17 protein-coding genes are annotated in these 12,545 nt (G+C 69.1%); 6 read left to right on the top strand and 11 right to left on the bottom strand.

What is annotated here, in order from left to right; all coding sequences use genetic code 11:
• Positions 1-84: 84 nt before the first annotated feature.
• A complete protein-coding gene (locus H4W30_RS29745) occupies positions 85-1,062 on the bottom strand; it encodes a zinc-binding dehydrogenase (RefSeq protein WP_192745822.1) in 978 nt (325 codons plus the stop codon).
• A gap of 59 nt (positions 1,063-1,121) precedes the next feature.
• Here H4W30_RS29745 and H4W30_RS29740 point away from each other — a divergent pair, with 59 nt between their 5' ends.
• Genes H4W30_RS29740 through H4W30_RS29730 form a run of 3 tightly spaced genes read left to right on the top strand, consistent with a single transcriptional unit; the run spans position 1,122 to position 2,169 of the window.
• Positions 1,122-1,325, top strand: coding sequence for a hypothetical protein (locus H4W30_RS29740; RefSeq protein ID WP_126729554.1), 204 nt, complete (start codon positions 1,122-1,124; stop codon positions 1,323-1,325).
• An 11-nt stretch (positions 1,326-1,336) separates the two neighbouring features.
• A complete protein-coding gene (locus H4W30_RS29735) occupies positions 1,337-1,816 on the top strand; it encodes a ribonuclease domain-containing protein (RefSeq protein WP_126729552.1) in 480 nt (159 codons plus the stop codon).
• A complete protein-coding gene (locus H4W30_RS29730) occupies positions 1,813-2,169 on the top strand; it encodes a barstar family protein (protein WP_192745821.1) in 357 nt (118 codons plus the stop codon). Before H4W30_RS29735 ends, H4W30_RS29730 begins: the two co-directional genes overlap by 4 nt.
• 64 nt (positions 2,170-2,233) lie before the next feature.
• Here H4W30_RS29730 and H4W30_RS29725 read toward each other — a convergent pair whose 3' ends face one another.
• The 10 genes from H4W30_RS29725 to H4W30_RS29685 form a co-directional block, all read right to left on the bottom strand.
• A complete protein-coding gene (locus H4W30_RS29725; RefSeq protein WP_192745820.1) occupies positions 2,234-3,007 on the bottom strand; it encodes an enoyl-CoA hydratase family protein in 774 nt (257 codons plus the stop codon).
• Between the two features lie 78 nt (positions 3,008-3,085).
• On the bottom strand, positions 3,086-3,709 hold the full coding sequence (locus H4W30_RS29720) for a cyclase (RefSeq protein WP_192745819.1): 624 nt from the start codon (positions 3,707-3,709) through the stop codon (positions 3,086-3,088).
• Between the two features lie 195 nt (positions 3,710-3,904).
• Entirely contained in the window at positions 3,905-4,642 is a 738-nt protein-coding gene (locus H4W30_RS29715) for a sirohydrochlorin chelatase (protein ID WP_192745818.1), read from the bottom strand.
• Entirely contained in the window at positions 4,639-5,901 is a 1,263-nt protein-coding gene (locus H4W30_RS29710) for a sulfate adenylyltransferase subunit 1 (protein WP_192745817.1), read from the bottom strand. Before H4W30_RS29710 ends, H4W30_RS29715 begins: the two co-directional genes overlap by 4 nt.
• Positions 5,901-6,821 (bottom strand): sulfate adenylyltransferase subunit CysD, encoded by a 921-nt coding sequence (cysD, locus tag H4W30_RS29705; RefSeq protein ID WP_034316337.1) that lies wholly within the window; start codon positions 6,819-6,821, stop codon positions 5,901-5,903. The genes H4W30_RS29710 and cysD overlap by 1 nt, the downstream gene beginning before the upstream one ends.
• Positions 6,822-6,832: 11 nt before the next feature.
• Positions 6,833-7,528: a phosphoadenylyl-sulfate reductase gene (locus H4W30_RS29700; protein WP_192745816.1), complete on the bottom strand. Its 696-nt coding sequence runs from the start codon at positions 7,526-7,528 to the stop codon at positions 6,833-6,835.
• Entirely contained in the window at positions 7,525-7,677 is a 153-nt protein-coding gene (locus tag H4W30_RS29695; protein WP_034316341.1) for an eL43 family ribosomal protein, read from the bottom strand. The genes H4W30_RS29700 and H4W30_RS29695 overlap by 4 nt, the downstream gene beginning before the upstream one ends.
• Positions 7,674-9,368, bottom strand: coding sequence for a nitrite/sulfite reductase (locus H4W30_RS29690; RefSeq protein WP_192745815.1), 1,695 nt, complete (start codon positions 9,366-9,368; stop codon positions 7,674-7,676). Before H4W30_RS29690 ends, H4W30_RS29695 begins: the two co-directional genes overlap by 4 nt.
• Before the next feature lie 36 nt (positions 9,369-9,404).
• On the bottom strand, positions 9,405-9,491 hold the full coding sequence (locus H4W30_RS44780) for a putative leader peptide (RefSeq protein ID WP_360907593.1): 87 nt from the start codon (positions 9,489-9,491) through the stop codon (positions 9,405-9,407).
• Positions 9,492-9,644: 153 nt separating this feature from the next.
• The gene (locus H4W30_RS29685) at positions 9,645-10,217 is read right to left on the bottom strand and encodes a TetR/AcrR family transcriptional regulator (protein ID WP_192745814.1); all 573 of its coding nucleotides are present in this window, start codon (positions 10,215-10,217) and stop codon (positions 9,645-9,647) included.
• 83 nt (positions 10,218-10,300) lie between these two features.
• Between H4W30_RS29685 and H4W30_RS29680 the strand changes: the two genes are divergently transcribed.
• The 3 genes from H4W30_RS29680 (at position 10,301) to hemW (ending at position 12,435) form a co-directional block, all read left to right on the top strand.
• The gene (locus tag H4W30_RS29680) at positions 10,301-10,714 is read left to right on the top strand and encodes a VOC family protein (RefSeq protein ID WP_192745813.1); all 414 of its coding nucleotides are present in this window, start codon (positions 10,301-10,303) and stop codon (positions 10,712-10,714) included.
• 85 nt (positions 10,715-10,799) lie between these two features.
• Complete coding sequence (locus H4W30_RS29675; protein WP_192745812.1) at positions 10,800-11,156, top strand: hypothetical protein; 357 nt, start codon at positions 10,800-10,802, stop codon at positions 11,154-11,156.
• Between the two features lie 64 nt (positions 11,157-11,220).
• Complete coding sequence (hemW, locus tag H4W30_RS29670) at positions 11,221-12,435, top strand: radical SAM family heme chaperone HemW (RefSeq protein WP_192745811.1); 1,215 nt, start codon at positions 11,221-11,223, stop codon at positions 12,433-12,435.
• Positions 12,436-12,545 lie beyond the last annotated feature (110 nt).

Raw genomic sequence — 12,545 nt, 5'->3', positions numbered from 1 at the left:
AAGACCGCGAAATGACTGTTTGACCTGCGCGGAACGCGCGGACGTGCGCCTATGTGCGCGCTTCATCGCGGCGAGGGGGAGAGCTCACCCCTCCGATGAATGTGTGAAGACCACCTTGCCGGAGGTTTCCCCGTCGAGCATGTTCTTAAACCCGGTTTCGGCTTCGGAGAACGGCAGCTCGGTGCCGATCTGCGGACGGACCCCCGTGAGCTCCAGGTAGGCGAGGAGATCGTTCAGTTCGTCCCTGGTCCCCATGGTCGAACCCGCGATACGCAGTTGCAGAAAGAACACGCGCTGCAACTCCGCGTGAGCGTCCGGGCCGCTGGTGGAGCCCGAAACGACGATGATCCCGCCCGGTTTGAGCGACTTCACCGAGTGCGACCAGGTCGCCTTGCCGACGGTTTCGAAGACGGCGTCGACCCGCTCCGGCAGCCTCGCGCCGGACTCAAAGGTCTGATGTGCACCCAGACTCTCGGCCAGCGCACGCTTTTCTTCGCTGCGCCCGGTCACCCAGACCCGGAACCCGGCCGCGCGCCCGAGCTGGACGAGGGCGGTCGACACGCCGCCGGAGGCGCCCTGCACGAGCATCGTCTGTCCCGGCCGCAGCCCGGACTTCACGAAGAGCATCCGGTACGCGGTCAGCCACGCCGTGCCCATGGTCGCGGCTTCGGCGAAGGTCAGGCTCGACGGCTTCGGCACGACGTTGCGCGCGGGAACCACGACCTGCTCGGCGAAGGTGCCTTGGTACTTCTCGGTGAGCAGGGTGCGCTTCGGGTCGAGAGTGTCGTCGCCCTGCCAGCCCGGGGCGTTGATCACCGAGTGGACGACGACCTCGGTGCCGTCGTCGAGGGTGCCCGCGCCGTCGCAGCCCAGGATCATCGGGAATTGCTCGGGTTTGATGCCGACGCCGCGCAACGTCCACAGGTCGTGCATGTTGAGGCTGGCGGCCTTGATGCCGACCCGCACCCAGCCTTCGGGCACGTCGGGCTCGGGTCGCTCGCCGATCACGAGCGAGTCCAGCGGCTTTTCGGCGTTGGGTTCGGAAGCGTAAACGGCGAACATGTCAGCAACCTACATGGCCTGACCGGTGGTGGCAGCGGGCGCGAGCGTAGGCTCACAGCGTGTTCAACGGGCTTGCAGACTGGTGGGACGGCGTCGAGCTATGGCTCGCGCAGGCCCCGTTTCCCGTGCAGTTCGTGCTGGTCATGGCGGTCGTGGTGCCGCTGTGCCTGGTCGCGGCCCTGGTGCTCGACACGGTGTTCGGCAAGCTCGCCCGGTTCTTCGGCACGGCCCGCGATGCGAACGACTCCGACCGGCCGTCCTAAGCTGGCACACCATGTTCAACCGTAGGCGGATCACCGCCGCCCTGATCGGCCTGATCGTGCTGGTGCTCGCAGGCTGGTTCGTCAAGGACGGCATCAGCGGTGACGACACGAAGAGCGCTCCGGCGAGTTCGTCCGCTTCGGCCGCGCCGTCGGGCGACGCCGCGGCGAGCGGCGCGAAGGGCAAGGTCGCGGGGGCGGAGTCCGGGCTCCCGGTCAAACCGCTCACCGGGCTTCCCCCGCAGGCGTCCGACACCTGGAAGCTCATCCAGGCGGGCGGGCCGTACCCGTATCCGCGCAACGACGACGTCACCTTCCAGAACCGGGAGAAGGTCCTGCCGGCCAAGGGTTCCGGCTACTACCGGGAATACACGGTCAAGACGCCGGGCAGCCCTGATCGCGGGGCGAGGCGGCTGGTGACCGGTGGCGGCAAGGAGCTGTACTACACCGAGGACCACTACAAGTCCTTCGTCGTCGTGGATCCCAGCCGATGAGCGCGGGCAAGGAAGCGGCGGACAAGGCGTTCGCCCGCGGCGCGTACCCGCATCTGATCGACGGCACGCGGACGGTCGACAAGGACACGACGCTCGACGCGATCGCGGCGGCGTTGTCGTTCCCCGATTACTTCGGGAAGAACCTCGACGCGCTCTACGACTGCCTCACCGACCTGTCGTGGCTCCCGGCCGGCGAGCACGTGCTGATCTGGTCCGGCTCCTCGGGTCTCAGGGAGCGCGATCCCAAGGCATACCTGGCCGTGCGGAGCGTGCTGTCCGACGCGCAGCGGGCGCTGGGGCCCTCCGGTGACCGGAAGGACTCCCGGCGCCTCACTGTCGTCTTGCCGGACTAGAGCGGGTCTCTCAAACCGGAGTCGGTTTATTGGGTGCGGGCACGCGCGCCTTGAGAGACACCGGCTAGGCCTCCGGAACCCAGTTCGGCTTGCGCTTCTGCGCGAACGCCGTGATGCCCTCCTGTCCTTCTTCGCTCGCGAAGAATCCGGCGGACAGCTTGTTCATGGCCTCGAAGCCTTCGGACGGCGTCGCCGGGCGAGGCTTGCTGAGCAGTTCCTTCGTCGCCGCGAGCGCCTTCGGTCCGCCGAGGGCGAGCGCCTTGACGTAGCGGGCGACCTCGCCGTCGAGTTCGTCGGCGGTAACGGCGGAGTTCAGCAGGCCGATCTCGACGGCGCGCTTCGCGTCGAAGGTGTCACCGGTCAGGAAGAGCTCGTGCGCGGCGCGGGCGTTGAGCCGTGGCAGCACGGTGAGCGAGATGACGGCGGGGACGACACCGATCCGCACCTCGGAGAAGGCGAAGGTCGCTTCGTGGACGGCCACGGCGATGTCGGTCGCGGCCACCATGCCGATCCCACCCGCCCGCGCGGGGCCCGCCAGCTTCGCCACGACCGGTTTGGGGCTGGTCCACAGCTGTTCGAGGATCTTCGGGAACTCGTTGACGCCCTGGGCGCCCGCACCGGCGCCGCGGGCCTCCTTGAGATCCATGCCCGCACAGAACACCGGGCCGGTGTGGGTGAGCACGATGACCCGCACCGCGTCGTCCGACTTCGCCTTGTCCAGCGATTCGCTCAGTTCACGCCGCAGCTGGGCGGAGAGCGCGTTCCGGTTGTGCGGGGAGTCCAGGGTGATCGTGGCGGTGCCGCCCACCACGTCGTAGTGCACCAGTTCGTCAGCCATGCCCCACCTTCGCACGAGCGAAGTCGGGCCGGGCAGTGGCCTGCGCCACCATCCCGAGGACGGTGGCGCAGGCACGGGTCAGCCGATCGTCGTCGTGGTGAACGTCGGGCTCGGGTTCGGGAAACAGGTGGTCGGGGCGGAGACGTCGAAACCGGCGCTGACCACGGCGGTGAACGTCAGGCCCGGGTCGCTGTAGCTGGTCCCGCCCAGTTTCGTCTCGATGGTGCCGGACGAGCCCGCGGTCAGATGGGCGGTCACGGTCGGCAGTTCGAACGTCGAACCGCCCGCGATCGGGCCGGGGAAGCTCAGCGTCGCGACGCTGCCGGAGACGGTGATCTTCGGCGGGGTCGAGCCGATGCCGGAGCCGCCGGCGAGGTCGGCGCCGACCCAGGTCGAGTTCGCCGGGATGGGGATCTTCAGGGAGAAGTCCTTGATGTTCTTGACCTGGTAGCCGCTGACCTCGGCCGGGACGGTGTTCGGCGCCGGGTCGATGACGACGTCGAGCGCGGCGCCGGGAGCGACCGTGGCCGGAGCGGTGACGTCGGCGTCCTGGTTCAGCTTGAGGTACTTGTTACCGACGAGCGGCGGCTTCGCCTCGCAGTCGAAGACGACGGTGGTCGCCGCGGAAGCCGGTGCGGCGAGACCGGCGAGCGGGACGAGCACGGCCGAGGCACAGACCAGGGCACGGATGGCAGCCTTCATGTTCCACCTACCTGGGGGTTCGATGGGGAGAGAGGGAGCTGCGCAGCGTTTAGAGAGTTACCGGCAAGTTAAGTAACTCGTCAAGAAATCTCCGTTCCCATACGCGGGGTGTCACGGAACTGGGAACGGAACCCACCGAAAATCGGTATCAAGCGCCCGTACGGGACGGGGTCGTGCTACTGAGCCGATGAACGATCAGGCGGCGAGCCGGGCGGCGGCGACGTCGTAGCGGTCCAGGACGAGCCCGGCGATCCGCGGATCCGGGCCCAGCGGCCCGGCGACGATCACCGACGGGTCGGCTTCGCGGGCCAGGCACGCGATCCGGTCCGGCAGGAGCCCCGGCGCGAGGAACCAGCCCGCGACCGCGAGCCGCTGCGCGCCGTTGAGCCGCAACCGCGCGATGGCGGCGGGCACGTCCGGCTGCGCGGCGCTGGCGAAGGCCGGCGTGGCGAGCAATCCTCGACGCAGCTGCCAGCGGGTGGTGATCCCGGCGACCGCGTCGTTCGCCGCGACGTTCGACGAACCGACACCGGCCAGCAGGACGCCCAGGCCGGGGTCGTCCAGGTCGGCTCCCGCCTCGGTGAGCCGGTCCAGCGCGACCGTCTCGATGAGCGGGTCGATACCCAGCACCCCGGAAACCCGCACGTCGAGGCCCGGACAGTCCGCGGTCGCCTCGGCGACCAGCGCGGGCAGGTCGACCCGGGCGTGGTACGCGACACCGAGCAGCAGGGGTACCACGACGACCTCGCGATGCCCCTCGGTGTAGAGGCCACGCAGGGCGTCGGTGAGCAACGGCTCCGAAAGATCCAAAAAGGACTCACGGATGTCGACTTCCGGCGCCAGCCCACGGGAGACGTCCAGCAGGGCACGGATGGTCGCGGCGGACCGCGGATCGCGGCTGCCGTGTGCGACGGCGAGGAGCGGTGGGGTCATGCGAACCTTTCGCCGACGAGTCCGGCCGCCAGTGTATCGCCGTCCTTCGGGTCGATGACCAGGAAAGCGCCCGTCCGCGGGCTGACGCCGTAGTCGTCGACGCCGATCTCCTCGGCAAGCCGGAGCGTGACCCGGCCGATGTCGTTGAGCTCCAACGTGCCCGGATCGTCCACACTGGACAACGTCTGCTCGTCGAACCGCGCGTGGAGTTCGCCGACGAGGGCCTGCACCGTCCGCGTCCCGTGCTTCACCAGTACCCGCGCGCCCGGTTTGAGCGCCTTGGCCGACAGCCAGCACAGGGTCGCGGTGATCTCGTCGGTCACCGTCGGCTGCCGGTCCGCGGCGGCGATCAGGTCGCCCCGCGAGATGTCGACGTCGTCGGTGAGCAACAGCGTCACCGAGGTGCCGGCGCCGGCTTCGGCGAGCGGCCCGTCGGCGGTGTCGATGGCTTCCACCCGGCTGCGGATTCCCTGCGGCAGTACGACGATCTCGTCGCCCGGACGGACGGTGCCCGCCGCGATCTGCCCCGCGTACCCGCGGTAGTCGGGGTGGTCGGCCGTGCGTGGCCGGATCACGTACTGCACCGGGAACCGGAACGCCGAATCGTGCGGATCCGGCGCCACGGGCACGGTTTCCAGGTGCTCCAGCAGCGTCGGGCCGGCGTACCAGGGGGTCTTGTCCGACTTCTCCGCCACGTTGTCGCCCACCAGCGCCGAAACCGGCACCGCGAGCACGGAACCCCGCTCGTAGCCCAGCGAAGCGGCGTGCTCGGCGAACTCCTCGGCGATCACGGTGAACGTCGCTTCGTCGTAGCCGACGAGGTCGATCTTGTTGACCGCCAGCACCAGGTTCGGGACGCCCAGCAGCGCGAGCACCGCGGCGTGACGGCGGGTCTGCTCGATGACGCCCTTGCGCGCGTCGACCAGCAGCACGGCCAGCTGCGCGGTGGACGCCCCGGTCACCGTGTTCCGGGTGTACTGCACGTGCCCCGGTGTGTCCGCGAGCACGAAACTGCGCTTCGGAGTCGCGAAGTACCGGTACGCCACGTCGATCGTGATGCCCTGCTCGCGTTCCGAGCGCAGGCCGTCCACGAGCAGGGAGAGGTCCGGAGTGGACAGTCCTTTGTCGACACTGGCGCGGGTGACCGCGTCCAGCTGGTCGGCGAGGACGGATTTGGTGTCGTACAGGAGCCGCCCGACCAGGGTCGACTTCCCGTCGTCCACACTGCCCGCGGTCGCGAGCCTGAGGAGGCTGGACATCAGAAGTACCCTTCCCGCTTGCGGTCTTCCATCGCCGCCTCCGACATCCGGTCGTCGGCGCGGGTGGCGCCGCGTTCGGTGAGCCGGGAGGCCGAGACCTCGGCGATGACCTCGTCCACCGTGGCGGCGGTCGATTCGATGGCGCCCGTGCACGAACCGTCGCCGACGGTCCGGTAGCGCACGGTCAGTTCCTTGACGACCTCGTCCGGCCTCGGCCCGCCCCACGGGCCTTCGGCCAGCCACATGCCGTCGCGCTGGTAGACCTCGCGCCGGTGCGCGTAGTAGATCGACGGCAGCTCGACCTTCTCCCGCGCGATGTAGTTCCAGACGTCCGCCTCGGTCCAGTTGGACAGCGGGAAGACGCGGACCTGCTCGCCGGGGCGGTGGCGGCCGTTGTAGAGGTTCCACAGTTCGGGGCGCTGCCGCCGCGGCTCCCACTGGCCGAAAGCATTGCGCAGACTGAAGATCCGCTCCTTGGCGCGAGCGCGCTCCTCGTCGCGGCGCCCGCCGCCGAAGACCGCGTCGAACTTGTTCTCGGCGATCGTGTCGAGCAGCGGCGTGGTCTGCAGCGGGTTGCGCATGCCGTCGGCGCGCTCTTCGAGCCTGCCGTCGTCGATCCAGTCCTGGACCTTCGCCACGACCAGCCGCAACCCGTGCTGCTCGACGACACGGTCGCGGAAGTCGATGACCTCGTCGAAGTTGTGCCCGGTGTCCACGTGCAGCAACGGGAACGGCACCGGAGCGGGCCAGAACGCCTTGATCGCCAGGTGCAGCAGGAGCGTCGAGTCCTTGCCGCCGGAGAACAGGATCACCGGCCGGTCGAACTCGCCCGCCACCTCGCGGAAGATGTGGATGGCCTCGGATTCCAAGGCCGCCAGGTTGTCCTGTGCCGCGGCGGCGACTGGTTCGAGCGTGGTCATGTCGTCCCTTCTCACCCGTGCAAACCGCACTCGGTCTTGCCCTGCCCGGCCCACCGGCCGCTGCGCGGGTCCTGGCCCGGAGCGACCTTCGCCGTGCACGGCGCGCAGCCGATCGACAGATAGCCGATGGACACCAACGGGTTCTCGAGGATCCCGTGCTCGTCGATGTAGTCCCTGAACTCGTCGTCGGACCACGGCGCGATCGGGTTGATCTTCACCAGCCCGTTGCGGTCGTCCCAGGTGACGATGGGGGTGTTCGCGCGGGTCGGCGCGTCGACGCGGCGGACGCCGGTCACCCACGCCGAGTACTTCGCGAGCGTGTTCCGCAGCGGCACGACCTTGCGCAGGTGGCAGCACTGGTTCGGGTCGCGTTCGTGCAGCTTCGGCCCGTACTCGGCGTCCTGTTCGGCGACGCTCTGTTCGGCCTCGGCGTTGACGATCCGCACGCCCGGGTACACCGCCTGCACGGCGTCACGGGTGCCGATGGTCTCGGGGAAGTGGTAGCCGGTCTGCAGGAACAGCACGTCGACGTCGGGTTTGACCTGGGTGGCCAGATCGATGAGGACGGCGTCCTGCATGTTCGACGCGACGATGAAGTCGTCGCCGAAGGTCTCCGCGGTCCAGCGCAGGGCTTCGGTCGCGGTCGCCTCCGCGAGCTCCTTCGAAGCCCGTTCGGCGAGGGTCTTGTAGTCGGCAGTGGCGGTCATCCTTGCGACACCTCCGGAAAGGACAGTCCGAGGAACTTCACGGTGAAGACCCGGCGGCAGCCCGAGCACAGCCACGAGCCGCCCTCTTCCGGCCGCAGGTCTTCATCGCCACAGAAAGGGCAGTAGTACGGGGTCGCGCGCTCCGTCATTGCAAGACGCCCTCGTCGGCCCGCAGGACCCACTGGGCGAACCGCTCGCCGGGTTCGCGGCCGGCGATGTACGCCCGCACGACCCGCTCGACATACGCGGTCAGCTCGGACGCGGTCACCTTGTGCCCGCGCAGTTTCCGGCCGAACCCGGCGTCCAGGCCGAGCCCGCCGCCGAGGTGCACCTGGAAGCCCTCGACCTGCTTGCCGTCCTCGTCGGTGACGATCTGGCCCTTGAGGCCGATGTCGGCAGTCTGGACGCGGGCGCACGAGTTGGGGCAGCCGTTGAGGTGCACGGTCACCGGGTTCTCGATCTCGGCCTGGATGTCGGCGAGACGCTTCTCCAGTTCGGTGACCAGCTCGATCGCGCGGGCCTTGGTCTCGACGATCGCGAGTTTGCAGAATTCCAGGCCGGTGCAGGCCATGATCCCGCGGCGCCACGGCGAAGGCTCGGTCTCCAAGCCGAGTTCGGACAGCTCGCTCTTCAGCCCGTTCACCTCGGCCTCGGGGACGTCGAGGACCACGAGCTTCTGGTGCGGGGTCAGGCGGACGCGGTTCGACCCGGCCCGCTCGGCGGCCTTGGCGACCGCCAGCAGGGTGGATCCGGAGACCCGGCCCGCGACCGGCGCGGCACCGACGTAGAACTTCCCGTCGATCTGCGGGTGCACGCCGACATGGTCGATCTGGCCGGCGGGCACCTCGGGCGCCGGGCCGTCGGTCAGCTTGCGCTTGAGGTACTCGTCTTCCAGCACCTGGCGGAACTTCGCGGCGCCCCAGTCCTTGACCAGGAACTTGATCCGGGCGCGAGCGCGGAGCCGCCGGTAGCCGTAGTCGCGGAAGACGCTGATCACGCCTTCCCACACGTCGGGGACCTCGTCGAGGGAGACCCAGGCGCCCAGCCGCTGCCCGATCATCGGGTTGGTGGACAGCCCGCCGCCGACCCAGACGTCGAAGCCGGGGCCGTGGTCGGGGTGGTTCACGCCGACGAAGGCGACGTCGTTGATCTCGTGCGCGACGTCCTGCTGCCCGGAGACCGCGGTCTTGAACTTGCGCGGCAGGTTCGAGTAGCGCGGGTCGCCGATGTAGCGGCGTTTGATCTCGTCGATCGCGGGGGTGCCGTCGATGATCTCGTCGGCCGCGATACCGGCGACGGGGGAGCCGAGGATGACGCGCGGGCTGTCGCCGCACGCCTCCAGCGTGGTCATCCCGGCCTTTTCGAGTTTGTCCCAGATCGCCGGGACGTCCTCGATCTGGATCCAGTGGTACTGGATGTTCTGGCGGTCGGTGATGTCGGCGGTGTCGCGCGCGTGGGTCTGCGAGATCTCGGCGAGCACGGCCAGCTGGCCGGTGGTCAGCGCGCCGCCGTCGATCCGCACCCGCAGCATGAAGTAGCGGTCGTCGAGCTCTTCGGGTTCCAGCGTCGCGGTGCGGCCGCCGTCGATCCCCGGTTTGCGCTGGGTGTAGAGACCGAACCAGCGGAACCGGCCGCGGAGGTCGCCAGGGTCGATCGAGTCGAAGCCGCCGCGGGCGTAGATGTTCTCGATCCGCGCACGGACGTTGAGCGGATTGTCGTCCTTTTTGGACCGCTCGTTGGGGTTCAGGGGTTCGCGATACCCCAGCGCCCACTGTCCCTCGCCCCGTTTCTGTTTCACCCGGGGCGTGCGGGCAGGGGTCTCGCGCGTGGGCGACGACATGGGAGTCCTCCGGCAGATCGTGGTGGTGGCGGGGAGTCAGCGGTTCGTCGCACAGAGCGCGCTCGCCACACGACGGAGGTCCACGTGGCGGCGTGCCACGAGGGTGATTCCGGCGCGGGTCATTGATTCAGCGTGCCACGCGCCCACTATGTGGTCCAGGCCGGTCCGAATACTGGGAACACCGTCCGGATTCGGCTGTTTTTGCTGGTCAGAGTCCTGACTGGAAGGTCAAGCCCGGGTTCGCCGCCGGGCATTGTGACGCAGAACGCGCGCTCATCACGACGGCAGGACGCGGTCCACGATGATCCGGATGACGTCTTCGTCGGTGACGTCCGCGAGCACCTCCGGCAGGGTCAGCCGTTCGACGGTGAGCCCGGTCAGCGCGAGGTACATCAGCAGCACTTCGGCGCGCCCGCCGGGCATCCCAGCCGCGACGTGCCAGTCGACGCTCATGTCGATGCCCTCGCGGACGGTCTTGGTCAGCGCGGCCGAGAGATCCGGGCGCCGGGTGGCTTCGAGCCGGAGTTCGAGCAGGGCGAGGTAGGGCTCGCGGTGGGCGGTCAGACGCCCCATGAGCTCGCCGAGCAGGACGCCGACCCGGTCGTGGGACGGCGATTCCGCCTGCGGGTTCGCCATCACGTCGGCCGGGGCCGACAACCGTTCCTGCACGCGGACGCCCACTTCGCCGAGCAGCTGGTCCCGGTTGCGGAAGTAGTTCGACGTCGTTCCCGGCGGGACGTCCGCTTCGACGTCCACGGCGCGGTAGGTGAGCCCGCGGGCGCCCTCGCGGGCGAGGACGGTGATGGCGGCGTCGGTCAGCGCGGTCCTGCGCTCCGGGTTCTGTCGCATCGGAACATTCTCCTTGCCTCGGTCAAACCACTATGTCTATAGTACTACGCATCAAGTGGTTAACAACCGGGAGGAAACACCAGATGCAACTCAGCGGTTTCGGTGCCTGTGTGCTCGTCGACGACATCGCCGAGACCACCGCCTGGTGGAAGCGGCACATGCAGCTGACGGTGACGATCGAGCTCGACTGGTTCTCCAGCCTCAACGTCGGCGTCCCCGGCTATGAGATGAGCTTCGCCAAGCGTGGTCACAAGGCCACGCCGGAGCCGTGGCGGGCGCAGGAAGCGGCCGGTTCCATGGTCGGCTTCATGGTCGCCGACGCGGCGGCCGAGTACGAGCGGCTGCGCGCGGAGGGGGTCAAGATCGTCACCGAACTCGTCGACGAGGAGTTCGGCCAGCGGCACTTCTACATCGAGGACCTGAACGGCTTCCTGATCGACATCATCGAGGCGATCCCGCCGTCGCCGGAGTGGCTGGCCGCGAACGGGTTGGCCTAGTACCGCTTCGGGTGAGTGAGGCCGCGCGGGGCCGCCTTCGCCGCTAGCTTCGGTCTCCGATCCACAGAGGACGGAGGAGTTGCGCATGCGCCGATGGGTGGTCGCCGCGATGGTGCTGGCGTCCCTGCTGATCCCGGGTACCGCTTCCGGGGCTCAGCAGGGGTGCAGGCTGATCTCGCCCGACGAAGGGGCGGTACTGCACAAGGGTGACTCGTACCGGTTCGAGGCGGTCGGCTGCTCGCCGGGCGTCCGGGGGCATGTGGCCCATACGGTGCTCGTCGAGGTCGCGATGAGCCGCGATGCCGTCACGGACCGCTACGGCGACTGGTCGGTCGACCACGTGGTCAACGACTACTCGCTGAGCATGGAGACCCTCGTCTGGGTGCGGTTCGAGGACGGCACCCGCTCCACGTCGGTCAAGGTGCGCATCGCCGACAGATAACCCGTCTCGTGAAGGCCTCTTTCCCCGGGGAAGGAGGCCTTCACGGCGTGGGGGACACTGGGGTGTGCCCGCGTTGCTGCCCGAAACCACCACGCCCGTCGAGTCCGCGCTCCCCGAGAGCGCGCTGGAAGGGCTCGGCACGCGACCGTTCGGTGTCTACGTGCACGTCCCCTTCTGCGCGACCCGCTGCGGCTACTGCGACTTCAACACCTACACCGCCGGCGAACTGGACAGCGGTTCGTCGCCGCAGTCCTGGCTCGAAGGCCTCAAGCGCGAGTTCGACCTCGCCGCGCGCGTGCTGGGGAAGCCGCCCGCGGTCGACACCGTCTTCGTCGGCGGCGGCACCCCGTCCCTGCTCGGCGCGGACGGGCTCCGAAGCGTTCTCGACGCTGTCCGTGACACCTTCGGCCTCGCGCCGGACGCCGAGGTGACGACCGAGTCCAACCCGGAGTCCACCTCGCCCGAGTTCTTCGCGGGCATCCGCGACGCCGGGTACAACCGGATCTCGCTCGGGATGCAGTCGGCCGCGCGGCACGTGCTGAAGATCCTCGACCGCGTGCACACTCCCGGCCGTCCGGTCGCGGCCGCCGAAGAGGCTCGCGCCGCGGGGTTCGAACACGTCAACCTCGACGTCATCTATGGCACGCCGGGGGAGCGGACCGAAGACCTCCAGGCTTCGCTGGACGCGGTGCTCGCCGCGGGTGTCGACCACGTCTCGGCGTACGCGCTGATCGTCGAAGAGGGCACCGCGCTCGCCCGCCGCATCCGCCGCGGTGAACTGCCCGCGCCGGACGACGACGTGCTGGCCGCCGACTACGAGATGATCGACCGCGTCCTCGCCTCGGCGGGGCTGCGCTGGTACGAGGTGTCCAACTGGGCGACCTCGGAGGAAGCCCGCTGCCGGCACAACATCGGCTACTGGCGCGGTGGCGACTGGTGGGGCGCCGGTCCCGGCGCGCACAGCCACGTCGGCGGCGTGCGCTGGTGGAACGTCAAGCACCCGGCCCGCTACGCCGCGTCCCTCGCCGCCGGGGAGTCACCCGCCGCCGGCCGCGAATTGCTGACCGACGAGGACCGGCACCTGGAACGCGTGATGCTGGAACTCCGGCTGTCCGAAGGACTTCCGCTCGACGCCCTCGACGACGACGGCCGGGCCGAAGCCCGCGCCGCCGCTGCCGAAGGGCTGCTGGATCAGTCCGCTTTGGAGGGTCAGGGTCGGGCGGTGCTGACCGATCGCGGGCGGTTGCTGGCCGACGGTCTGGTGCGCCGGCTCACGTGAACGGAGGTGTTGCGAAAGCCACTTTCGCAACGTTGAAGGTTGTGAAAGTGGCTTTCGCAACTTCCTTGGCCGACATGGCGGCCCGGGTGACGAAGGCGTCGCGAAAGCCA

This window comes from Amycolatopsis roodepoortensis (genome assembly GCF_014873915.1).
GTDB classification, from domain to species: domain Bacteria; phylum Actinomycetota; class Actinomycetes; order Mycobacteriales; family Pseudonocardiaceae; genus Amycolatopsis; species Amycolatopsis roodepoortensis.
Note: the sequence above shows the minus strand (reverse complement) of the source record. Positions and strands in the feature narration are given on the sequence as shown.